16 protein-coding genes and 1 pseudogene are annotated in these 23823 nt (G+C 61.9%); 7 read left to right on the forward strand and 10 right to left on the reverse strand.

From position 1 onward, the window contains the following. Positions 1–67 precede the first annotated feature (67 nt). From PSH84_RS16695 to PSH84_RS16715, 5 genes and pseudogenes are all read left to right on the forward strand, one after another. Positions 68–1150: a 4-oxalomesaconate tautomerase gene (locus PSH84_RS16695; RefSeq protein WP_305481387.1), complete on the forward strand. Its 1083-nt coding sequence runs from the start codon at positions 68–70 to the stop codon at positions 1148–1150. 53 nt (positions 1151–1203) lie between these two features. Further along, positions 1204–2519 (forward strand): annotated as a pseudogene (gene dctA / locus PSH84_RS16700) (C4-dicarboxylate transporter DctA). 140 nt (positions 2520–2659) lie between these two features. Then, complete coding sequence (locus PSH84_RS16705) at positions 2660–3964, forward strand: CitMHS family transporter (protein ID WP_122568372.1); 1305 nt, start codon at positions 2660–2662, stop codon at positions 3962–3964. A 94-nt stretch (positions 3965–4058) separates the two neighbouring features. Next, positions 4059–5312, forward strand: coding sequence for an OprD family porin (locus tag PSH84_RS16710; RefSeq protein ID WP_305481388.1), 1254 nt, complete (start codon positions 4059–4061; stop codon positions 5310–5312). Between the two features lie 354 nt (positions 5313–5666). Continuing rightward, the gene (locus PSH84_RS16715; RefSeq protein WP_305481389.1) at positions 5667–6923 is read left to right on the forward strand and encodes an MFS transporter; all 1257 of its coding nucleotides are present in this window, start codon (positions 5667–5669) and stop codon (positions 6921–6923) included. Positions 6924–7063: 140 nt separating this feature from the next. Here the strand turns inward: PSH84_RS16715 and PSH84_RS16720 are convergent, their stop codons facing one another. From PSH84_RS16720 to PSH84_RS16730, 3 genes are read right to left on the reverse strand one after another with little or no spacing between them, the layout of a single operon-like run. After that, positions 7064–8410: a sensor histidine kinase gene (locus PSH84_RS16720; protein ID WP_305481390.1), complete on the reverse strand. Its 1347-nt coding sequence runs from the start codon at positions 8408–8410 to the stop codon at positions 7064–7066. Beyond that, entirely contained in the window at positions 8403–9089 is a 687-nt protein-coding gene (locus tag PSH84_RS16725) for a response regulator transcription factor (protein ID WP_305470628.1), read from the reverse strand. Before PSH84_RS16725 ends, PSH84_RS16720 begins: the two co-directional genes overlap by 8 nt. Further along, positions 9089–9886 (reverse strand): MipA/OmpV family protein, encoded by a 798-nt coding sequence (locus tag PSH84_RS16730; protein ID WP_305470629.1) that lies wholly within the window; start codon positions 9884–9886, stop codon positions 9089–9091. The genes PSH84_RS16725 and PSH84_RS16730 overlap by 1 nt, the downstream gene beginning before the upstream one ends. Before the next feature lie 388 nt (positions 9887–10274). Here PSH84_RS16730 and PSH84_RS16735 point away from each other — a divergent pair, with 388 nt between their 5' ends. After that, positions 10275–12119 carry a methyl-accepting chemotaxis protein gene (locus PSH84_RS16735; RefSeq protein WP_439653646.1) on the forward strand — a complete coding sequence of 615 codons (1845 nt, stop codon included), beginning with the start codon at positions 10275–10277 and terminating at the stop codon, positions 12117–12119. Between the two features lie 43 nt (positions 12120–12162). On the opposite strand, the gene PSH84_RS16740 is transcribed toward PSH84_RS16735, so the two are convergent. The 7 genes from PSH84_RS16740 to PSH84_RS16770 all read right to left on the reverse strand — a co-directional run bounded on the left by PSH84_RS16740 (position 12163) and on the right by PSH84_RS16770 (position 21308). Further along, entirely contained in the window at positions 12163–12918 is a 756-nt protein-coding gene (locus tag PSH84_RS16740) for an ABC transporter ATP-binding protein (protein ID WP_122568378.1), read from the reverse strand. Beyond that, a complete protein-coding gene (locus PSH84_RS16745) occupies positions 12912–13973 on the reverse strand; it encodes a FecCD family ABC transporter permease (protein ID WP_122568379.1) in 1062 nt (353 codons plus the stop codon). Before PSH84_RS16745 ends, PSH84_RS16740 begins: the two co-directional genes overlap by 7 nt. Beyond that, positions 13970–15157, reverse strand: a complete 1188-nt coding sequence (locus PSH84_RS16750) for an ABC transporter substrate-binding protein (protein WP_305481392.1) — start codon at positions 15155–15157, stop codon at positions 13970–13972. The genes PSH84_RS16745 and PSH84_RS16750 overlap by 4 nt, the downstream gene beginning before the upstream one ends. Positions 15158–15221: 64 nt before the next feature. Continuing rightward, complete coding sequence (locus PSH84_RS16755) at positions 15222–17633, reverse strand: TonB-dependent receptor (RefSeq protein WP_305481393.1); 2412 nt, start codon at positions 17631–17633, stop codon at positions 15222–15224. Positions 17634–17732: 99 nt separating this feature from the next. Continuing rightward, entirely contained in the window at positions 17733–18710 is a 978-nt protein-coding gene (locus tag PSH84_RS16760) for a FecR domain-containing protein (RefSeq protein ID WP_122568382.1), read from the reverse strand. Beyond that, positions 18711–19226, reverse strand: a complete 516-nt coding sequence (locus tag PSH84_RS16765; protein ID WP_122568383.1) for a sigma-70 family RNA polymerase sigma factor — start codon at positions 19224–19226, stop codon at positions 18711–18713. A gap of 837 nt (positions 19227–20063) precedes the next feature. Then, a complete protein-coding gene (locus PSH84_RS16770; protein WP_305481394.1) occupies positions 20064–21308 on the reverse strand; it encodes an MFS transporter in 1245 nt (414 codons plus the stop codon). A 246-nt stretch (positions 21309–21554) separates the two neighbouring features. On the opposite strand from PSH84_RS16770, the gene PSH84_RS16775 reads away from it, so the two are divergent. Next, positions 21555–23780, forward strand: a complete 2226-nt coding sequence (locus PSH84_RS16775; protein ID WP_305481395.1) for a TonB-dependent receptor — start codon at positions 21555–21557, stop codon at positions 23778–23780. The last annotated feature ends 43 nt before the right edge of the window (positions 23781–23823 follow it).

Consider the following 23823-nt stretch of genomic DNA (forward strand, 5'->3'; position numbering starts at 1 on the left):
TTTAAACCCTGCCACTCTTGTGTCCAGAGCATCAATTATCCAGATTGATCAACAAGAGTTAGTGATCATGCAGCGAATTCCTTGTGTGCTAATGCGCGGCGGTACCTCCAAAGGCCCAGTGTTTCTCGCCTGGGATCTGCCGCTCGCCATCGCCGAACGTGACGAGCTGCTGCTCAACCTGATGGGCTCCGGCCACGAGCTGGAAATCGACGGCATCGGTGGCGGTAGTCCACAAACCAGCAAGGTGGCGATCGTCAGCCCATCGCTGCACCCTGACGCGGATGTCGATTATTTGTTCGTTCAGGTCATGGTTTCCCAGCGTCGGGTCGATACCGCTCCCAACTGCGGCAACATGCTCTGCGCCGTCGGCCCGTTCGCCATCGAGCAGGGGTTGGTCAAGGCTTCCGGTGACCTGACCCAGGTGCGCATTCGTAACCTCAATACCGGGACCTTCGTGAATTCCGACGTGCAAACCCCGGAAGGCAAGGTCAGCTATGAAGGCGACACCGCCATCGACGGCGTGCCTGGCACGGCCGCTCCGGTGCAACTGACCTTCCTCGACGCAGCGGGCAGCAAGACCGGGAAACTGTTTCCGACCGGGCAAACCCTGGACGTGATTGACGGTATCCCGGTGACCTGCATCGACATGGCGATGCCGATGGTGATTGTTCAGGCCAGCCAGCTTGGCAAGCGCGGCGATGAAAGCCCCGCTGAACTGGACGCCGATAAAGCCTTCCTGCAGCGCCTGGAGTCCCTGCGCCTGAAAGCCGGCCTGGCCATGGGCCTGGGTGATGTCAGTGACAAGGTCATTCCCAAGCCGGTGCTGGTGTCTCCGGCCAAGTCCGGCGGGACGATCCAGGTGCGTTACTTCATGCCGCACAACTGTCACCGCGCCCTGGCGATCACTGGCTCCATCGGCCTGGCCACCGCATGCGTGACCGAGGGCAGTGTCGTCGCACAGTTGCTCGGCACCGTCAGTGAGCCGCGCTTGCAACAGGTTCGGATCGAACACCCAAGCGGCGGTATCGATGTCGTACTGTCCTACACCGGTGAAAAGGGTGAGACCATTCGGGCTTCGGTAGTACGTACTGCGCGCCGGCTTTTCTCAGGCTACGTCTACGCCACGGCGTCCCAACGGCTGGCCGGATAGCCCAGGTCGCCTGGGTCTTTTGCATCAGAACAATTCTAAAAATGGGTGATGCCATGAAAGTTGTTAAATCGCTCTACTTCCAGATCATCTGCGCCGTGCTGCTGGGCGTGGTCGTCGGGCATTTCTGGTCGCAACAGGCGATTGCCTTGAAGCCGCTGGGTGATGCCTTCATCAAGCTGATCAAGATGATGATCGCGCCGGTGGTGTTCTGCACCATTGTCACTGGCATCGCCGGCATGAGCGATAAGCGCTCGCTGGGGCGTTTGTTGAGCAAGACCATGCTGCTGTTCCTGGCGCTGACGGTGATCAGCCTGATCATCGGCCTGGTGTCGGTCTATCTGTTCAAGCCCGGCGCGGGCATGAACATCGACCCGACGCAGTTGAGCACCCAAGGACTGTCGCAGTACACCGACTCCGCCGCGAAACTGAGCGTGGTGGACTTCTTCATGCACATCATCCCCGACACCTTCATCGGCGCCTTCAATAAAGGCGAGGTGTTGCCGGTGCTGTTTATCGCGGTGCTCTGCGGTTTTGCCTTGTCGTCCTTGGGCGAGCGCGGCAAGCCTGTGCTGGAGGTCCTGGAATCAGCTTCGCACATGGTGTTCAAGATTTTCTCCTACCTGATGCGTTTCGCTCCGATTGGCGCTTTCGGGGCCTTGGCCTTCACGGTGGGGCAGTACGGCATCACGTCGCTGGGCTCCCTGGCCAAGCTGATCATGACCCTGTATATCGCCTGCGCCTTCTTCGTCTTCGTGGTGTTGGGCAGCATTTGCCGGGCACACGGTTTCAGCCTGTGGAAGCTGCTCTGCGTTATCTGCGTGAAGAGTTCCTGGTGGTGTTGGGGACGTCTTCGACCGAACCGGTGATGCCGCGAATGCTGGAAAAACTCCAGGCCCTGGGCTGCAAGAAAGGCGTCGTGGGGCTGGTACTGCCGACCGGTTATTCGTTCAACCTTGACGGCACGGCGATCTACCTGTCGCTGGCGGCGATCTTCATTGCCCAGGCCTGCAACATCGATCTGACGCTGACCCAGGTCATCACCATGCTGGCGATCATGCTGCTGTCGTCAAAGGGTGCCGCGGGTGTGACCGGTAGCGGGTTTGTCGCCTTGGCCTCGACCTTGACGGTCATCCACGACATTCCCCTGGCGGGCCTGGCCCTGTTGATCGGAATCGACCGGTTCATGTCTGAAGCGCGGGCGTTGACCAGCCTGGCGAGCAACGCCGTCGCGACCGTGGTGATCTCCCTCTCGGAAAATGCCTGTGACCGCAAAGTCCTGTTGCAGACCCTGGATGGCAAACCCGCCCAGACGCAGACCCCGGCAACGGACTCGAGCTGGGACGGCACGAAGGTCGCCAAACACATCTAACCGCTCACGGCTGACTTGACAGCACCGCGTAAGCTCACTCAATACCTCTGCGCCAGGCACGCCTTAGTGTTGCCTGGCGGGTGGGAGGGCGTGTGCCTGGGTGTCTGCCAAGCTACTCATAACAACAAGAGATCTGACATATGCTCGCTTTACTTGGCTTGGCCATGGTGGTGGTCTTCACCTTCCTGATAATGACCAAACGGTTATCACCGATCGTCGCGCTGACGGTGGTACCGATCGTCTTTGCCGTGATCGGCGGCTTTGGCGGGACCACCGGCAAGATGATGCTGGACGGCCTGAAAATGGTCGCGCCGTCGGCGGCACTGCTGTTGTTCGCGATCCTGTTTTTCGGCCTGATGATCGACGCCGGTCTGTTCGACCCGCTGATCCGCAAGATCCTCAAACGAGTCAACGGCGACCCGATGAAGATCGCCGTGGGCACGGCGCTGCTGTCACTGTTGGTGGCACTGGACGGTGACGGCACGACGACTTACATGATCACCTGTGCCGCGATGTTGCCGCTGTATAAGCGCATCGGCATGAATCCGATGATCCTGGCAACCATTTCCATGCTCTCGTTGAGCATCATGAGCGGCATGACCCCTTGGGGCGGTCCGGCGACCCGTGCGATCGCAGCGCTGGGCCTGGATGCCGGCGAGTATTTCGTGCCGTTGCTGCCGACCATGATCGGCGGTGCGATGTGGGTGGTGTTCACGGCGTTCCTGTTGGGCCGTGCCGAGCGCAAGCGCATCGGCAACGTTCAACTGCAAAGCGGTGGCGGTGACTGCTACATCAACGCGATCATGGAAGACACGCCACACAAGCGTCCGAAGCTGGCCTACGTCAACCTGCTGCTGGTGGTTGCGGTGATGGTCGCGCTGGTGATGGGGCTCATGCACTCGGCGATCCTGTTCCTGATCGGTTTCGTCCTGGCGCTGATGATCAACTACCCGCAACTGGATATTCAGAAGGAGCGCATTCTTGCCCATTCGGGTAACGCCATGACCGTGGTCCTGCTGGTGTTTGCCGCGGGCATCTTCGCCGGGATTTTTTCCGGGACGAAAATGGTCGATGCTCTGGCGCAAACCCTGGTGGACTGGATCCCGCCTTCCTGGGGTCATCTGTTCCCGCTGGTGGTGGCGATTACCAGCATGCCGTTGACTTTCGTCTTGTCCAACGATGCCTACTACTTCGGTGTCGTGCCGATCCTGGCCAACGCCGCGGCAGCCTACGGGATCGATCCGGTGGAAATTGCCCGGGCCTCCATTCTCGGCCAGCCGGTGCACCTGATGAGCCCGCTGGTGGCATCGACCCTGTTGCTGGTGGGCATGGTCGACCGCGACCTGGGCGACTTCCAGAAAGCCACCGTCAAATGGGCGGTGCTCACGTCCCTGGTGATTACCGCACTGGCCCTGCTGACCGGGGCGCTGACGCTGTTTTCCTGATTCACCCGACAACCTTGGTTTTCCTGCCTGACACGCCCCCGCAAGTGGGGGGGTGCCGGCCTGCACGCCCAATAACAACAACGAGTAGCTAGACATGACCACTTTGCTTACCCGCGGGGCTTTGTTTCCAATCCTTGGCTTGTTGCCCCTGGCCACGGCCAGCGCCGAAGGTTTCATCGACGACAGCAAGCTGAAGCTGCAATTGCGCAACGTCTACTTCAACGAAAATTTCCGTGACGAGCACGGGATGAGCGCACGGGCGGCGAGGACCGCCAAGAGTGAGCGCACCGAATGGGCCCAAGGCTTCCTGCTGGATTACCAGTCAGGCTTTACGCCGGGCACGATCGGCTTTGGGGTCGATGCCTTGGGCCTGCTTGGGGTCAAGCTCGACTCCGGGCGTGGCCGCAGCGGCACCGGTCTGCTGCCGGTGCATGACGAAGGTCGCGCCGCCGACGAGTTCGCCAGCGCGGGCATGACCGCCAAGGCCAGGCTGGCCAAGACCACGCTCAAATACGGGACCTTGCTGCCCAAGACCCCGGTGCTGATCTACAACGATGCGCGGCTGTTGCCCCAGACTTACCAGGGCACCCAGATCACGAGCAGTGACATCGACAACCTCACCCTCACCGGCGGGCATCTGGAGCGTTTCAAGCTGCGGGATTCGAGCGACAGCATGCCTATCGTGCCCGACGGCTATGGTGGCGATAAGTCCGGTGACTTCAGCTATGCCGGTGCCGACTACAAGCTGGGCAAGAACATCCGCCTGAGTTACTTCTACGGCGAGCTGGAGAATTTCTATCGACAGAACTTTGTTGGCATCCAGCATGATCTGCCCCTGGGCGCCGGGGTGTTGACCAGCGACCTGCGCTACTTCAACAGCGTCGATTCGGGGTCGGCCTACGGCGGCAAGGTCGACAACGACATGTTCAGCGGGTCGCTGTCCTACGCCGTTGTCGGCCACACGTTGAGCGCCGGCTACCAAACGCTCAGCGGCGATGCGGGCTTGCCTTACATCAGCGGCGCCACGGTGTATTCCTTCAGCAACGTCGGGATCGGCAAGTTCATCGAGGAAGACGAGAAGACCTGGATGCTCGGTTACGGCTACGACTTCGCTCGCCTCGGTGTGCCCGGCCTGACGTTTTCCACCCGTTACCTGAGCGGCAACGACGGCAAGTCCAACACCACGGTCAAAGAGTGGGAACGTGACGCAGAGATCGCCTATGTGGTGCAGCAGGGTACGTTCAAGGGGTTGGGCGTGAAGGTGCGAAACTACGTCTATCGCTCGGACTTTGCCCGGGGCCGTGACAGCAACCGGATCTATTTCACCTACGACATCGCGCTTTGGTAGGGCGCTGTGTGCGACGGCCGACGCCTTGGCGTAGCGCGCCCTCAGCGGCTGCGCGTACATCGCAGTGGCTAGGATCGAATCGTTGCGAGATCGGGCTCAGCTCTCCTGGCTGAGGGGTGAACATGGAACTCCCACCCAACCCAAAAGCCAGTGTGGGAGCGAGCTCGCGATGACGGTGTCAGATCCAGCATCATCGTTGGCTGATGGTCCGCTATCGCGAGCAAGCTCGCTCCCACAGGTGGGAACTATCAACGGTTTTCTCAGTGGCCTCGGGTTCGTCGCGGTGGCTCGGTTCGATTCTTTGCGACATCATGGCGTCAATCAACTTTGGGCAAAGCCCTCGTCGAGGCCGCTGTGGATCGAAACCGAGACCGACGCAACAACCTGTCCCTGGATGGCCTGAATTTTTTCCTCGCGGATGTGCGCGATGGGCTGGGTCCTTACCTGGCGATCTACCTGTTGGCGGTGCATCGCTGGGACCCGGCCAGCATTGGCGTGGTCATGACGGTGGCGGCGATGGCCGGACTCGTCGCCCAGGCGCCCGCCGGCGCGTTGATCGATCGGGTGCGCAGCAAGCGTGCCGTGGTGGCTGTCGCGGCCTTGATGGTGACGCTGGGTTGTCTGGTGCTTCCGTTCACGTCGTCCTTCGGCCTGGTGGCATTGACCCAGGCCATCGGCGCCGTGGCGGCATCGGTCTTCGCGCCGGCTATCGCCGCGATTTCCCTGGGCATTACCGGCGCCAAGGCCTTTACGCGGCGCACCGGGCGCAACGAAACGTTCAACCATGCAGGCAATGCCTGCGCAGCGCTGCTGGCGGGTGGGTTCGCCTGGCTGTTCGGTCCCATTGCGGTGTTCTACTTGATGGCGGCCATGGCATTGGCCAGCATCGTGGCGGTCAGTTGCGTGTCCGCCGAAGCCATCGACCATGACGTGGCACGGGGCCTGGAGGCCGGTCAGTCGGTCCACGGCCCGGTACCCTCGACGCTGCGGGTCTTGCTGGATAACCGCACGCTGCTGTTGTTCGCCATTTGCTGTGGGCTGTTTCACCTGGCGAACGCGGCGATGCTCCCCCTGGTCAGCCAGAAGCTGGCCCAGGCCAACGTACACCTGGCCACGCCGCTGACGTCGGCCTGTATCGTTGCGGCGCAACTGGTCATGGTACCCATGGCGTGGCTGGTGGGGGTCAAGGCCGATGCCTGGGGCCGCAAGCCGTTGCTGCTGGCCGGCTTCCTGATCCTGCCCATCCGCGGTGTGTTGTACGTACTCTCCGACGATCCCTATTGGTTGGTGGCGGTGCAGTTGCTGGACGGGATTGGTGCCGGGTTGTTTGGCGCGCTGTTTCCGCTGGTGGTCAAGGACCTGACCCAGGGCACCGGGCGTTTCAACGTCAGCCTCGGGGTATTGTCGACGGTGTTCGGGTTCGGTGCTGCGTTGAGCAACAGCCTGGCCGGCTTCGTCGTGCAAGGAGCTGGCTACAGCGCGGCGTTCCTGACCCTGGCGGCGATTGCCGCGTTGGCATTTGGTCTGTTGCTGGCGATGCCCGAGACGTTCCGGCCAAGCCGCGTTCCACAGCCCGGCACGCTTGCGGTATCTGACGGCGGGGTCGCCTGAGGCCGCGTATCACCAATGTGGGAGCGAGCTTGCTCGCGATGACGACGGCACATCCAACATCGATGCCTGCTGGACCACCGCTATCGCGAGCAAGCTCGCTCCCACAGGGGGAATTGAGAACGCCCGGCATCTGAATCCAGTCATCCCCGCCGAGACACCAGCAGCAACAAGCCTGGCTCCGCCCTCGTGGCCGAGAGCGTCCAGCCATGGGCCTGGGCGATTTCCTGGCAGATCGTCAGACCCAGGCCGGCGCCATGGTCGCGACGATGAGGTCCGCGCCAGAAGCGTACGAACAGCTGGGGCAGTTGCTCCCGATCAACCCCAGGGCCCCAGTCGCGTACGCTCAGGTAATCCCTGCCGATGTCCACCCGAACCTCCGTGCCCCGAGGGGCGTGTTGGAGGGCGTTTTCCAGCAGGTTTTTCAGCAAGGTGAAGAGGGCGCTGCGATCTGCCTGCCAAGGGGCAATGCCCGTGCAATCCTCGGCCAGCACCAGGCGCACATCGACGGCTTCGGCCATGCGCTGTAGATAGTCGGTGGCTTCCTTCGCCACATCGGCCAGTTCGACCGCGGCAAACCGATAATTCTGGGCCTCACTGGTTTCGGTCAACAACAGCAGTTGCTGAGCTTGACGGGTCATGTGGGCCACATCGTTGAGCAGCGCGTTGCGATCGGGACTGTCTGCCATCAATTCGATTTGCGCGCGTATCAGCGCCAGCGGTGTCTTCAGCTCGTGTGCCGCGGTCGCCAGGAATTCCTGCTGGATCCGGTAGCCATTTTCCAGGCGTTGGAGGACTCGATTGAAACTGTCCACCAGTGGCACGACCTCGGACGGTACGCTGCTGACTTGCAAGCGTGAATGCAGCGAGCGAGGCGAGATGGCCGCCGCTGACTCGGACACTTCGCGCAAGGGTTTGAGTGTATAGCCCAAAATGACATAGGCGCAGGCGCCAAAGACGAAGAGCAGTACCAGACTGAACAGGACGATGCCGGCGCCCATGAAGGGCAGGGCGAAGGCACCGTGGAAAAGGTCCATCAACCGTTCGCTGACGGCGAGCTGCAGGAACCAGGTCTGGCCGTCGTGTTCGACCGGTGCGGTGGCGCCATACATCAGGATGCCCTGGCGCTCGAACTTGAACGGTTCCTGCTCCAAAGGGCGCACCGAGGCGCTCGCCGGCCAAAAGGTCGCATCGGTGGACGCCAGGGCCACGTTTGCCGAGGCGTCCAGCACGCGGTAGCCGATCTCCTGGCGCATGCTGTCATAGGTCCAGATTCGATCCGCCTCGCTGGGGTCGAATCCGACCGGGCGCCCGCCAGCATCGAACTGGAGTTTTTCCGCCAGCTCCTGGGTGCGTTCGGCCATGTTCATGACCGACAGGATGTCGCTCTGTGAGGTGACCAGGACCAACGCCGCCGAGACGATCAGCAGGATGCTCAGCGCCACGCCGGCAATATAGGCCAGCAGCACCTTGAACCTGAGGCTACTCAACCACGTCGACCTGGCGGAGCGCATAACCGAGACCTCGCAGGTTGACGATGCGTTGGCGGGAACCGATGGCCAGCAGTTTGCGGCGGATACGGTGCAGGGCCACGTCCAGGGCGTTCGGCGTGACCGCTTCGCTCAAGCCCCAGCCCGCCGCCTCGATGCTGGGGCGACGGACGATTTCCCCAGGCTTGCGCAACAGCAGCAACATGATCTGCATTTCCGCCGGCGCCAAGGTAATGCTTTCATTGGCACAACACATAGTGCCGGTCTCGGGTTGCAGGCTCAGGTCACCGTGGCTGGGGGCCAGTGGGCGACAGTCCACCGGGCGCCGCAGCAAAGCCCGCACCCGGGCAACCATTTCATCCATGGCAAACGGCTTGGGCAGATAGTCATCGGCGCCGGCATCGAGCCCCTGTACCCGATCATGCAGGGCATCCCGTGCCGTGAGCACCAGGCACGGCAGGCCAAGCCCGGCGCTGCGCAGGCGCTTCAACAAAACGAGCCCGTCGCCGTCCGGCAAGCCGCGATCGAGGATCAACGCCTGGTAGGGCATCCGCTGGATGGCCGCCCATGCGCCATCCATGCGGTTGATCACATCGACGGCGATCCCGGCGTTCGTCAATCCCGTGCTGACCAGTTGCGCCAAGCGTTCGTGGTCCTCGACCAGCAGAATGCGGCTCATCAGAAGCGGTACAGGTAGCCGAACAGCGCGCTGTTTTCGGTAGAACGGTCTACCAGCGGACTGTCCTTGATCTCACTGGCGAAGCGGGTCGCCTTGATATCGAGGAACACAGAGTGGTGCTGATCGAACATGTAGTTTCCCCGGATGCCAAATTCGCTATTGAGGGCAGACTTGCCGTCATAGGCCGCGCGACCGATGCGGGCTTCACTGTCGCGCACACCAAAATAATAATCGACGTATTTCTTGTCCTGCCACATAGCCGTCACATGGGGCGTGAGGGTGATGTGCTCGCCGAGCCGCCAGGTCCGCTCCAGACCCAGGTTGAAGCGCTGCCCCTTGCTGTTGCCCGAGACATCCGCCAGCCACTCGGCGTGCACGTCCACCAGATTGGTGTGCCACTGCACTTTGGCCCCGGCCCAGAAGCTGCTTTTACGGTCGCTCATGCCATCGAAAACCCGCGAGTCATCGGCATCATAGCCACTGAAGTCGTACTGGCCCACGAGGCTGAAATCGATTTGCTGGGTGTCGCTGATCTCCAACTGCGACAGCTTGGCCTCGGCGTTTGGGCCGAACACCCGCAGGTATTCGTTCTCGAAGTAGATCAGCGGTATCGCCTTGTTGTCACGATCGATGCCGGTATAGGGCTGCTGGCTGCTGATCGCGCCGACCCCCAGTCCCCAGGACGACGACGGTTCGACGGTTTCAGGCTCTGTAGCCTGGGCGGTCATCGCCGAACTGACCACGGCGAGCAGGATCACATTCGGGATGGTTGAAACGGCTAAGCGCAGCAAATGCATGGGGTGCTCCAACGGGACAGGATGAAATGCGCGCCTATCGTTGAGCGTTTTCCCTTACCGGATACTTACAGTTAATTGTCGAAAGCTTGACCTCGATCAAGGCAAATACATATTCCCGCTTCATGACCGTTATAAGTGCCAAGCGGTGCAATATCAGGGGTGATGGCTATTTAGTATTGCGCTAAGATCGACCCAAGTCAGCGTGTATAACAGCCTTCTTACAACAAGTTCACGCGTCACTAATTCAATATGAAATGAGGCTTGAACGGAAATGCTCAGGAATGCACCGCTGCGTCTGAAACTTTTATTGATCCTGCTACTTCCCTTATTGGGATTCCTCACCTTGGCCGGCGTCTTTGTCGTGGACAACTACAAGACACTGCGCGATATGGACGCCACGGTCACCGCCAGCGCCACGGCGCAGAAATTGAGTCAACTGATCACGGTATTGCAGCGCGAGCGCGGCGCCAGCGGGGTGTTCCTGGGCAGCGGTGGCAAGTCGATGGGCGAACGGATGGCCCAGGCGCGCCAGGGCTCCAATGCCTCGGCCGAGGTGGTGCGCCGGTTGTCTGCGTCGGGGAGCGCGCAATTGGACACTGTCCTCCAGGCCTTGGAGCAACTGCCCGCCATTCGTGGGCAAGTGGATAAGTTGGGTATCAGTAGCACCGAATCCGGTGTTCGTTATACCGAGATCATTCAAGCGCTGATGGGCTATACCCACTCTTTGGAAGCGACGATCAATAACGCCACCATTGTTCATGCGCTCGGTGCGCTCAATCAGTTTATCGAGATGAAAGAACGGGCCGGACGCGAACGGGTCGTGCTGGGCCTGGTATTCAGTCAGGATCGTTTCGACGAGACCTTGTTATCGCGCTTTAGCCGTAATCTCGGCGAGTTCTCTGCTTATTCCGATGCATTCCGTCGCCAGGCCCAGCCAGCCCTGCTTCAACAATTTACCGAGCAGATGCTCAAACCCGCTGCGGTCGAAGTCGGCAAGTTGCAGCGCCTGGCTTTCGAGGTTCCTTTGGGCCAGTCGCTGGGCATCAAGCCAGAGGCCTGGTTCGAACTCTCCACTCAGCGCATCGACATGATGAGCCAGGTGGAAGAAGCTCTCGGTCAAAGCGTCAGCCGCCTGGCGATACAGGGGCGTGATGAAGCAAACCGTGCGTTGTGGCTGACCCTCGGCTCGGTCATCGTGGCGCTGCTGGCGGTGACGGTACTGTCGTATGTGATCATCCGCCTGATCGATCTGGCGGTACGCGATGTGAACCGGGTTCTGAACGGCCTTGCCCAGCGTGACCTCACCGCCAGGGCCACCTATGAAGGCCGGGATGAGTTCGGCCAGATCTCACGCAACCTCAATCGCATGGCGCAAGAGATCAGCGAAGTCGTGCAGGAAATCGGCAATGCCACGGCGCAAGTGGCCACCGCCGCGCAAGAGTCTTCCACGGTGACGGTCCAGACCAGCGAGAGTGTCGAGCAACAGCGCCAAGGCACCGAGTTGGTGGCCACCGCGATCAATCAGATGAGCGCCACGGTGCGCGAGGTGGCGCAAAGTACCAACGATGCGGCGCACATGTCGCAACAGGTCAATCTCAATACGGCCCAAGGGCGCGTGGAAATCGAAAGCACCATCGGGCTGATTCGCCAATTGTCCGGGCAGGCCGAGGAAACCGCTGGGATCATTGGTGATCTCAAGCTGGAAAGCGATGCCATTTCTTCCGTGCTCGATGTGATTCGCGGCATTGCCGAACAGACTAATCTGTTGGCGCTCAATGCGGCGATTGAAGCGGCGCGGGCTGGGGATCATGGGCGCGGCTTTGCGGTGGTCGCCTCCGAAGTGCGTACCTTGGCGCAAAAGACCCAGGAATCCACGGGCAACATTCAACAGATGATCAGCAACCTGCAAGCCGGGTCGGATCGTGCGGCGCTGTCCATGCAGCAGACCTTGGACAAGGCTCAGGACGGGGCGAGCAAAGTCGAGCGCGCGGGCGAGTTGTTGGTGGAGATCGCCGAGGGCGTGGCGACGATCAGCGACCGTAACATCCAGATCGCCTCCGCTGCCGAAGAGCAAAGCGCGGTGTCCGAGGATATCAATCGCAACGTGAACGAGATCAATGACCTGGTGATCCAGGTGAGCGCCGGAGCCGAGCAGACAGCCATCACCAGCCAGGAACTGGCGCGCCTGGCCGAGTACCAGCAACAGTTGGTCAATCGCTTCAAGGTGGCCTAGGTCCTGCGGCCCCGGGCCTTTGGCGCAAGGCCCGGGTGTGCGCTCAAACGATATCGTCAATCAGGATGTGGCGCTCGCCGCGGCTGCACTGCTCGATCCGTGCCTGCACCTTGTAGACCTGGCGCAGCATCGGCTCGGTAATCACCTCGGCGCTCGGGCCGCTGCCCTGGGCGGTGCCGTCGGCGATAACCAGCACCTGGTCGGCAAAGCGCAGCGCCTGGTTCAGGTCATGGATGGCGATGAACACAATGACCTGGCGTTTGCGCGCCAGGGCCCGCATGAAGTTCAGCACCTGGACTTGCCGATGCATGTCCAGGGCGCTGGTCGGTTCATCCATCAGCAGGATTTCCGGTTCGCGCACCAGGGTCTGGGCGATCGACACCAGTTGCTGCTGTCCGCCGCTGAGCTCGCCGAGGTTACGGAACGACAACTCAGTGATGCCCAGTGCGGCGAGAATGTCGTCCACCAGCTTCAGCTCATCATCATGGACGACCCAGCCCGGCGTGAGCTGCTTGCGCGCCAGCAGCACCGACTCGTACACCGTCAACCGGGCGCTGGCGTTCAAGCCTTGGGGCATGTAGCTGATGCCCTGGGGTCCCTTTTTCGAGTCCGCCAAGACCACCTGCCCAGGGCCGTCGATCAACCCGGCCATGCGCTTGAACAAGGTGGATTTGCCCGCCGCGTTGGGGCCGACCACCGCCACCACTTGGCCGCCGACAAACGCTGCGGTGGTTACGCCGTGAATGACCGTGCGCTGGCCGTAGCGGGCCCCGAGATTCTCCAGCCGGATCGTTACCATGAGTTTTTCTTCCCGCCGAGAATCAAGGATATGAAGAAGGGCACGCCGATCAGCGACGTGACCACGCCGATGGGGAAGATGGCCCCGGGGATCAGGGTTTTGCTGATCACCGAACTGGCGGACAGAATCAGTGCGCCGGTCAGCAGGGACGCCGGCAGGAAGAACCGCTGGTCTTCACCAATCAGCATCCGCGCAATGTGCGGGCCGACCAGGCCGATGAAGCCGATCGTGCCGACAAACGCCACCGGGAACGAGGCAAGCAGGCTGACCATGATCAGCGTCTGAAAGCGCAGGCTGCGCACATTGATGCCGAAACTCGCGGCTTTGTCGTCCCCCAGGCGCAGCGCGGTCAAGGCCCAGGCGCGCCGGGCGAAAATCGGCAGGGTGACCAGGATCACCAGGCAGATCACCCCGAGCTTGGGCCAGGTGGCTTTGGTCAGGCTGCCCATCGTCCAGAACACCACGGCAGCCACGGCTTGTTCGGTGGCAAAGAATTGCACCAGCGCCAGCAACGCGTTGAAGGTGAACACCAGGGCGATGCCGAGCAGCACGATGGTCTCGGCGGTGACACCGCGACGCAGGCTCAGGAAGTGGATCAGCAATGCCGACAGCATGGCCATGATGAACGCGTTCACCGGCACCATGTACTGCGCCGCCAGCGGGAACAAGGCCACGCCAAACGCCAGCCCCATGGCCGCGCCGAAACTGGCGGCGGCGGAAATACCCAGGGTGAATGGGCTGGCCAGCGGGTTGTTGAGGATCGTCTGCATCTGCGCGCCGGCCAGCGACAAGGCGGCACCCACCGCCACGGCCATCAGCGCCACGGGCAGGCGGATGTCCCACATCACCACGCGGACCTGGGGCGATGCGCTGTCGGGTGACAACAGCGCACCGAGGACTTCGTCGAGGCTGTAGCGGGCCGGCCCGAGGGCCAGGTCGAGCAGGACGCTGCAGATCAGCAACAGCGCGAGCCCACCGAGGATAAGCCGCTTGCGCAGCACCAGGCGCCGGTAGGTGTCACGTTGCATCACCAGGGTTTCGTTCAGCGAAGTCATGGCTTGTCCTCGGTCTGGCGCAGGCTGACGGCGTAGCCCGGCTCATAAGGCACGGGCAGGAACTGCTCATGCAGTTGGCGGAACGAGGCATCCGGGTCCAGGTCGGCGAACAACGTCGGGTGAAACCATTTGGCCAATTGCTGGATGGCTACGAACTGATAGGGGCTGTTGTAGAACTGGTGCCAAATGGCGTGGAACGCTCGGTCGTCCTGGGCCTTGATGCCGGCGTAGGCTGGCCGCTGGGTGTACCACGCCAGTTTTTGCCTGGCTTGGGTCATGTCCGCCCCCGGTCCGACTCCGACCCAATGGCCACCGGGGGCAAAGGCTTCCCAGTTGGCACTGGTGACCACCACCTGCGCCGGATTTGCGACCACCACTTGTTCGGCATTCAACTGGCCGAACGTGGTGGGGATGATGCCTTTGGCGATGTTATCGCCGCCGGCCATTTCCACGAACAGGCCGAAATTCTCGTTGCCGAAACTCAGGCAGCAATCATCGGTGTAACCGCCGATGCGCTCGATGAAGACTTTTGGCCGGGCAGGGTGGCGCGCTTCAATGACGTCGGTGACGCGGCGAATCTGTTGGTTGCGAAAATCGATGAAGGCTTCGGCACGGGCTTGCTTGCCGAACAACTGGCCGAACAGGCGCATGGTCGGCTCGGTGTTCTGCATCGGGTTGTTGCGAAAGTCGACGTAGACCACCGGGATACCCAAGGCGTCGAGCTTCTCGATGTAGCGCGCATCCTCGGTGGCGTGCTGGGCTTCGATATTGAGGATGATCACATCGGGACGCTGGGAAATCGCCTGCTCGATGTCAAAGGTGCCGTCCTCGAACCCGCCGAAGGTCGGGATCTTGGCGATGTCGGGAAATTTGCGCAGATAGGCCCCGTAAGTGTCCGGATCGGACTGGATCAGATCCTTGCGCCAACCGACGATGCGTTCGATGGGGTTTTGCGTATCCAGCGCCGCCACCAGGTACAACTGGCGGCCTTCGCCGAGGATCACCCGCCGGACCGGGAGGTGGACCTTGACCTGGCGCCCGAGCAGGTCGGTCACGCTGCCCAGGGCAGGGTCCGCCTCGACGGCCAGGGCGCTGCGGGGCGTCAGCGAAAGCAACGACACACCGAGCAGCCCGGCGAACAGCAGGGCGAAGAGGGTGTGAGGGCGGCGAAAAGCGGTAACCATGGTTCATGCCTTTACAAAAGCCGGACCGGACAACGGCGCAAGTCGCCGCCCCGGCCCGCAGGTTTCAGAAATCAACGGTGGCGGATAACAACAGCGTGCGCGGTGCGCCTTGGGAAAACGCGCCATAGGACGCGACTCCCGACCAATAGGCGCGGTCGAAGGCGTTCTGCACCGTGGCGCGAAAGGTCGTCGGCCGTTCGGCGATGCGGGTGGCATAACGGGCACCGACATCGAAGCGGGTCCAGGCATCCAGTTCCTGGGTGTTGGCCTGGTCTACGTACTGGCTGGCGGTGTAGATCGCGCCACTGGTCAGCGTCAGCCCGTCGATGCCCGGGGTGTCCCACTCGGCCCAGAGGTTGGCCTGGACCTTGGGGACGCCCACTGGTGTGTTGCCACGATTGGCGGCCACACGGGTGCGGGTCAGTTCTCCATCGAGCAGCGTTACGCCACCGAGCAGGCGCGTGCCCCGGGCAACTTCGCCGGACAGGTTCAATTCCACGCCACGGTTGCGTTGTTGGGCCTGCACCGAAAACACCCCGGACGACAATTCACCGCTGGGTTTCTTGATCTGGAACAACGCCAGCGTGGCCATGAAACGGTCGTAGTCGACCTTGACCCCGATCTCCTGCTGGCGGGAGATGTAGGGGGAGAAAACCTCTTCGGCGTTGGTGGCGGCGGACGGCGCGATGTCACCCTTGCTCAGGCCTTCGATGTAGTTGTAGTACAGCGCGACATGCTCCCAGGGCTTGGCGACGATACCGAACAGGGGCGTGGTCTTGCTCTTGTCGTAGGACGGGGTGGCCACGGTGGTGTTGTAGTTGTCCGACTGGATGTTTTGCCGGCGCAGCCCGAGGGTGACTTGCAGGCGCTCATCGAGCACCGACAAGGTGTCGGCCAGGGCGACGCCCGACAGTTCGCTCGCCGAGACTTTCGGCGTGTGGGGCTCGGCGAGGTTGGGCCGGGGCCGGTCGACCGGGTGATAAATGTTCGAGAGGATGGCGGGGCCGGAAACAATGCCCCGGGACAACTCGTCGCGATAACGGCTGACTTGCAGCACCGTGCGGTGGCTGACCGGCCCGGTGTCGAAGCCCAGGCGCGCGCCGGCGTCGACGGTGTAGCGCTGGACTTTGAACTTGTAATAACCGGGTACCGATGAGGTGTCGCCGGCGGCATTGAGGATGGTCGGGGTCTGGTCGGACAGGCGCTCGACCTCGGATTTCCCACCGCCGGCGTGGGCAAACAGGGTCAACTGGTCGCTGAGGTCATACTCGCCACTTAGCAACGCCGATTTGTCCCGGGCTCGCGAGCGTCCCCAGTCCTGGCTGACGCTGGTGCGGCCGTTGGCGGCGGAGGGAATATGCACGCCGGGGTCGATCCTGAAAGGGCGTGAGGCGGCGTCGAACTTTTCATCCTGGCTGATCAGGTCCAGGGTCATGCGCAGGCGATCCCCTTGGTAATCCAGGGACATGGCGCCGGTACCGACGTCTCGGGACTGCTTGTCGATGGCCGTGTCACCCTGCTGCAGGCTACCGTTGAGCCTGATCCCGAACCGGCGCTCCTCACCAAAGCGTCGACTGACGTCGAGGTGACCGCCCAGTTGCGAGTCGCTGGCGTAGCGGCTGGTGAACCGGGTCAGGTCTTCGTCGAGGGCGCGCTTGGGGACCACGTTGATCACACCGCCTACGGCGCTGTTGGGCGACATGCCATACAGCAGGGCGGCGGGGCCCTTGACCAGTTCGATGCGCTCGGCGTAATCGGTGAATACCCGGTAATTGGATGCCACGCCATACACACCGTCGAACGCCAACTCACCGAGATTGCCTTCCCCCAGCGGAAAACCGCGGATGAAGAACGAGTCGACGATACCGCCCGCCTGGCCAGTGGAGCGCACCGAAGCATCGCGCTCCAGCAAGTCGCCCACGGTGACCGCCTGTTGATCCTTGATCATCGTCGAGGTGTAGCTGCTGATGCTGAACGGCGCATCCATCACATCGGCGTTGCCCAGCAGGCCGAGGCGGGCACCACGGGCGACCTGGCCACTGGCGTCGGTGGGTGGCAGGCCGGTGCTGCGTCTGCCGGCGGCATCGACGTTGATCTCAGGCAGGGACACCTGGCGCAGTACCAGCGTGTAGCTGCCATCATCGCGGGCCACCATCTCCACGCCGCTGTCGGCCAGCAGGTGTGTGAGCGCTTGGGCTGTCGGATAAGTGCCGGAGAGTCCCGGGCTGACCAGGCCCTCAGTGATTGACGGCTGGAACGACAAGGCAATGCCGGCGGCTATCGCAAAACTCGACAGGGCGGGGCCGAGCGGCCCGGGGGCGATTTCATAGGCGCGCGGGGCGATGGCTTCCAGTTGCGCGGGCACGGCGGCGAAGGCGAACGACCCGGTGACCGTGCTCAACGCAAGGCTCAACAGCACACTGCGCATGACGGGCTTGGACGGACGATCCGGACGCAGGGGCCGTGCAACGAGCATGGATGGATGACCCTATGGAGGAGATGAAATGGTTATTCCTTTCTTTGCCAGTTGAGATCAAAAAAAGTATCACCTGGGTAGCGAATAATTTTTGTGGGGTCAGGCAGGGGAGAGCGTTACCCAGTAACCGCTCAAATGGCCGGTGACCAGGACCGGGTAGGTTTGCACCAGCATGTTGAGCGTGCGCTGGGTATCGCTGATGGGAAAGGCGCCGGAAACCCGCAGCTCGGCGATGGCCGGGTCGCACCGCACGAAGCCCCGGCGATAGCGCGCCAGCTCGGCGATGAAATCCGCCAGGCGCATCTTGTCGGCCATCAGCATGCCTTGGGTCCAGGCGCCGACGTTGCGATCTGTCGGGGTCAACGGGCCGAAGGCCTGGGACGAGAAGTCGGTGCGCTGCCCGGCGTTGACGATGAGCGGCGCGGCCCGGCGAGCCTCGGCCAATTCAATCCGCACGGCGCCTTCGAGTACCGCCAACTGGGTGCGCGATGGCAGTTGGCGCACGGTGAACCGCGTACCCAGGGCCTGCATCCGACCCTCGCCGGTGCTGACCAGGAACGGTCGGGCCTGGGGTGAAGCATCCGGCGCGGTCTGCACCAGGATTTCCCCTTCGCGCACACGGATGAGCCGCTGCTGGGTGTCGAACAGCACGTCGATGGCCGTGCCGGTATTGAGGGTGAGGTGCGAGCCGTCGGCCAGGGTCAACTCGCGACGCTCGCCAATGGCGGTGCGGTAGTCGGCGGACCATTGCTGCGACTGCGCCAGTTTCCAGCTGCCCCAACCGACAGGCACCGCTGCCAGCAGCAACGCCAGTTTGCCGAGGGCCGCACGCCGTTCGGGGCTGCTTGGGCGATCCAACGCCGACATTGCCAATGCTCGTGGCAAGCCGCCGAGCTTGCTTTGCAGCAACTGCGCACGAGACCAGGCCCGGCCGCGCTCGGGGCTGCTGGCTCTCCAGCACTCCCATTCGGCACGCTCGGTGTCGCTGAGGTCGCTTTCACTCAAGCGCATCAGCCACTCGGCGGCTTCTTCGAGAACCTTGGGATCGAGGGGCGGCTCACGGCGACGAGTGAGCATTCATTCCACCAGCATCAAGCACTGCACGAATGCTTGCTTCATGTAGCGCTTGACCGTGATCAGCGAGACGTTCAGCTGTTGGGCGATGTCGTCGTATTTCAGACCGCCGATCTGCGACAACAGGAATGCCCGCTTGACCGGCGCCGGGAGGGTGTCGAGCATGGCATCGATTTCGTGCAAGGTTTCCAGCACCAGGAAGCGCAATTCAGGGGACGGCACTTCCTGGGCCGGCAAATGCGCGAGCGCCTCCAGGTAGGCACGTTCCAGGGCCTTGCGCTGATACCAATTGATGAGAATGCCCTTGGCCACGCAACTCAGGTAGGCCCGGGGCTGGTCAATGGCCGTGACTTGGGAGGCAAGAATGCGCGTGAAGGTGTCTTGGGCCAGGTCCGCCGCATCCATGGCATTGCCCAGCTTTTTCTTCAGCGTGGCGTACAGCCAGCCGTGATGGCCGGCGTACAGGTCTTCGATCACGCGCAGATGATGGTCGTTGTTCGCGGGCAGGGTTTCGCTCATGGCTGCAGCTTTTTGCAATTGAGAAGTATTCCCAATGCTAAAGGACAACTTGCCCGCGACGCAAGCGGCATCGACTGGGAGCGAGCTTGCACGCGATATCGGTGGATCAGGCTGCATTGAGATTGAATGTGCCGCCGTCATCGCGAGCAAGCTCGCTCCCACAAAGATCTGCGGTGAACACCGATTCCATGAACACCCGAGATCAGTGTGGGAGCCGAGCTTGCTCGCGATAGCGGTATGTCAGCTTGCAGGGATGTTGACTGTACCGGCGTCATCGCGAGCAAGCTCGCTCCCACAAAGATCTGCGGTGAACACCGATTCCATGAACACCCGAGATCAGTGTGGGAGCCGAGCTTGCTCGCGATAGCGGTATGTCAGCTTGCAGGGATGTGGACTGTACCGGCGTCATCGCGAGCAAGCTCGCTCCCACAAAGATCTGCGGTGAACACCGATTCCATGAACACCCGAGATCAGTGTGGGAGCCGAGCTTGCTCGCGATAGTGGTATGTCAGCTTGCAGGGATGTTGACTGTACCGGCGCCATCGCGAGCAAGCTCGCTCCCACAAAGATCTGCGGTGAACACCGATTCCATGAACACCCGAGATCAGTGTGGGAGCCGAGCTTGCTCGCGATAGCGGTATGTCAGCTTGCAGGGATGTTGACTGTACCGGCGTCATCGCGAGCAAGCTCGCTCCCACAAAGATCTGCGGTGAACACCGATTCCATGAACACCCGAGATCAGTGTGGGAGCCGAGCTTGCTCGCGATAGTGGTATGTCAGCTTGCAGGGATGTTGACTGTACCGGCGTCATCGCGAGCAAGCTCGCTCCCTCCTCGATCAGTCCCCAGGCGGGGCGGGACTGGCTTGCAGGCTCGCGGGCCAGTAGCGCAAGACGACAACGGGAATCAGTGCCAACCCATAAGCCAGGCAAACGAACAGGTAGGTGTACTGCAAGCCGTAGACCTGGCTGAGCAATCCACCAGCCGAGATGCCTGCGATCGAAGCGAACTGCGCGGTGCCTTGGGCAATGCCCAGCACGTGGCCTTGCCGTGCGCTGTCGGCGGATTTCGAGATCAGCGCCATCAGCACCGGCGTGGTAGCCCCCAGCAGCACCCCCCAAATGAAGTAGACGACGACAAATACGATGGCATTGCGCGTGACCCCCGCCAGGGCGGTCAGGGCGATGCAGCCGAGCACGACGTAGATGATGCGATGCAAGGTGTCCTGCTGGGTACGGTGCTCGAAATAGCGCGACCAGGCCGTGGCCGAGAGGATGAAACCCAGCGCCAGCAAGCCGTAGCACAGGCCGACCACCAAGTTGCTGACGTCGAATACCGAACTCACGTACAAGGAGAATGAGGTCTGTGGCAGCATCCGCGCCAACAGCAGGATGCCCATGACGCACAGCAACGACAGCAAGGGCGATCCTTGCCAGACGCTGTCGGTACGGCTTGTTGTCGCCGGGGCCTGGCTGATCGCGGGTTTCTTCACCGGCGGCACGTCCGGCAAGGTCACGGCGGCCACCACCGTGCACACCGCGCACAAGGCCGAGGCGATGATGTTGATCCAGAAGAAGGTGGCGTGATCGAGGATCAGGCCCCCGACCACCGCGCCGAGCAATGAACCGACGTTGGTGGATATTTGCAGGATCGCGAACAGCCGCGCCCGTCGCGACGGGGCTTCGATGCTGACGCCATAGGCTTGCGCCGGGGCGATGTACCCGGCAAAGGCACCCTGCAAAAAGCGCAGCACCAGGATGGCCCAGATATCGCTGCACAGCGCCAGCCCCAACTGAGTCAATGACAGGCCCGCCAGGGCGCGGATCATCATCAACTTATGACCGTAGCGATCGCCGATACGACCCCAGAAGGCGCTGGTCAGAATGATGCCCAGCATCGGCCCGACATACACGGCGATGCTGGCGAAGCTGAAGACCGACTCCGAGGACGTCAGCCCGCGCAGGTGGACCGGCCAGAACGGCCCGCTCATTTCCATCGCGCCCATGGAGATGAGCTGGATCGCGAATAGAAGGTAAATCAGGATTCTGACGTTCGAACCCTGGATGGCACCTGCGTGGGACATGACTCAGCCTCGGTGGTTAAACGCTCGCAAGCGGGTAGATCAGCATGTGCTGCAGGCGACGACACGGTCGGCAAGATGCCCGGCTGTACGAGAGGTTGCAAGCTGTCGATACCGCAGCAGCCTCTGTATGCCTGATGGATCCAGCGCAACCTGAAAAAATAAACCCCGGGAGGTGATACTTTTCCGCAGGTCGACTGGCAATAGGAGTGATTACCATTTTCTCTCGCTGGAAAGGATCCTTAAGCCATGTCTGTTGCACGTCGACCTTGTGGTGAGTCTGCGTTATCCCTCGCGATTCGTACCGCCACCCTGAGTTTCATTCTGGTCGCAGGAAGCGCCACCGCCTGGGCGCAAACCCCCGGGCAAAAGCCCTCCACCGATAGAACCTCGGACGTCCCTGCGGTCGACAACGGTCAAGGCTTGACCCTTGACGCGACCAACATCACCGGCACCCACAACAACCCGAGCGCACTGCCGCCCGAGCTGGCCGGTGGTCCAGTGGCGCGTGGCGCGCGCTTGGGGATGATGGGCAACAAGGACGTGATGGACACACCGTTCAGCGTGACCAGCTACACCGCCAAGACCCTGGCCGACCTGCAAACCGTGACCGTGGCCGATGCCCTGCAACGCGACCCTTCGGTGCGCTCGACGGGCCAGGTGGGCGGCATCGTCGACTCATTTTTCATCCGTGGTTTTCCCATCGGAGAGGGCAACCTCGGCGAGCTGGCCTACGACGGCGTATACGGCGTGGCGCCCAACTACCGGGTCTTCACCGACTACGCCGAACGCGTCGAAGTGCTCAAGGGGCCGGGGGCGCTGATGTACGGCATCTCTCCGAACAGCGGGGTGGGCGGGGTGATCAATATCGTCCCCAAGCGTCCGTTGGACGAAGACCTGACGCGCTTTACCGGCAGCTACGCGTCTGATTCCCAAGTAGGTGGGCATCTGGATGTCAGCCGTCGATTCGGCCCGGACAACCAGTTCGGCGTGCGTTTCAACGGCAGCCTCCAGGGCGGCGACACGGCCATCGACGATCAGGAACGCGAACTTAATATCGGCGCTATCGCCCTTGATTATCGGGGCGAGCGTTTGCGCTTGAACCTCGACTTCATCAGCCAGAAAGAAAGCTTCGACGGTGCCTCTCGCCCCTTCACCGTTGCGCCTGGCGTTGACATTCCATCCGCCCCCAACGGTCGTACCAATGCCTCACAGAAATGGGGTTGGTCAGACACCAAGGAGCAGTCGGCCTTGCTGGGTGGCGAATATGACCTGACGGACGCGGTCACGGTGTTTGCCCACGCCGGTGGTGGTCGGTCGGACGTCAAGCGGATGTCCGACCAGGTACCAAGAATCCTCAACGACGCCGGCGATATCAGCAACACGCCGGGGTATTACAAATTCAACGTGGACCGTTCGACAGCCGACGTGGGGGTTCGTGGGGTGTTCGACACCGGTCCTGTCAGCCACACGACCACGCTGATGGCGACGACTTACCAGGATGAACTGTCCCGGGGGATCAACAACGGGCCGGTGGTCGGCTCGAACATCTATCACCCGGTGGACGTGCCCAAGCCGGCCATTAATGCGCCCAAGGTGCTGCGGGTTTCCGAATCGCAGCTGACCGGCTTCGCCTTGAGCGACACCTTGTCGGTACTGGATGAACGTCTGCAACTGACCCTGGGGCTGCGTCGGCAGAATATCGAGTCGCGCAATTACAATGCCGCCGGCTCGGTCAGTTCTCGTTATGACGACAGCGCCACGACCCCGCTGGTCGGCGTGGTGGTCAAGCCCTGGGAGGACGTGTCGCTCTACTACAACTATGTCGAGGGGTTGAGTAAAGGTGACGTCGCGCCAGGCACAGCGAGCAATGCGGGCGAAACGTTTGCTCCTTATGAATCCAAACAGCATGAGATTGGGGTCAAGTACGAGCACGGCACCTTCATGACCACCCTGGCGCTGTTCCAGATCGAGAAGCCCAGCGGCGAAATCGGTGCGAACAACGTGTTCTCGGTACAGGCTGAACAGCGCAACCGTGGCGTGGAGCTGAGCGTGTTCGGCGAAGTGGCCCCCGGCACACGCCTGATGGGCGGCGTGACACTGCTCGACGGCGAGCTGACGGATTCCGCGACGGCGGCCAACCGTGGCAACAAGCCGGTGGGCGTGCCAGACGTACAAGCCAACTTGTGGGCTGAATGGGACACCCCATGGGTGGAAGGCTTTACCCTCACCAGCGGCGCGATCTACACCAGCAGCCAATACGTGAACCAAGCCAACACCCAGGAGTTGGATGCCTGGACCCGCTTCGATGCGGGGGCTCGCTATGCCACCAAGATCGAAGGTCGACCGACGACGTTCAGGGCCACAGTCCAGAACGTCTTTGACCGCGAGTACTGGTCGGGTGTTGCCTCGTATGGGGCCTTCTCTCCAGGCTCGCCGCGTACCTTGCAGTTGTCGGCCACGGTCGACTTCTGAGCATAGGGCAAGGGTGGTTCAAACAAAGGGCCACCCGCGCCTA

Source organism: Pseudomonas beijingensis (assembly GCF_030687295.1).
Taxonomy (GTDB): domain Bacteria; phylum Pseudomonadota; class Gammaproteobacteria; order Pseudomonadales; family Pseudomonadaceae; genus Aquipseudomonas; species Aquipseudomonas beijingensis.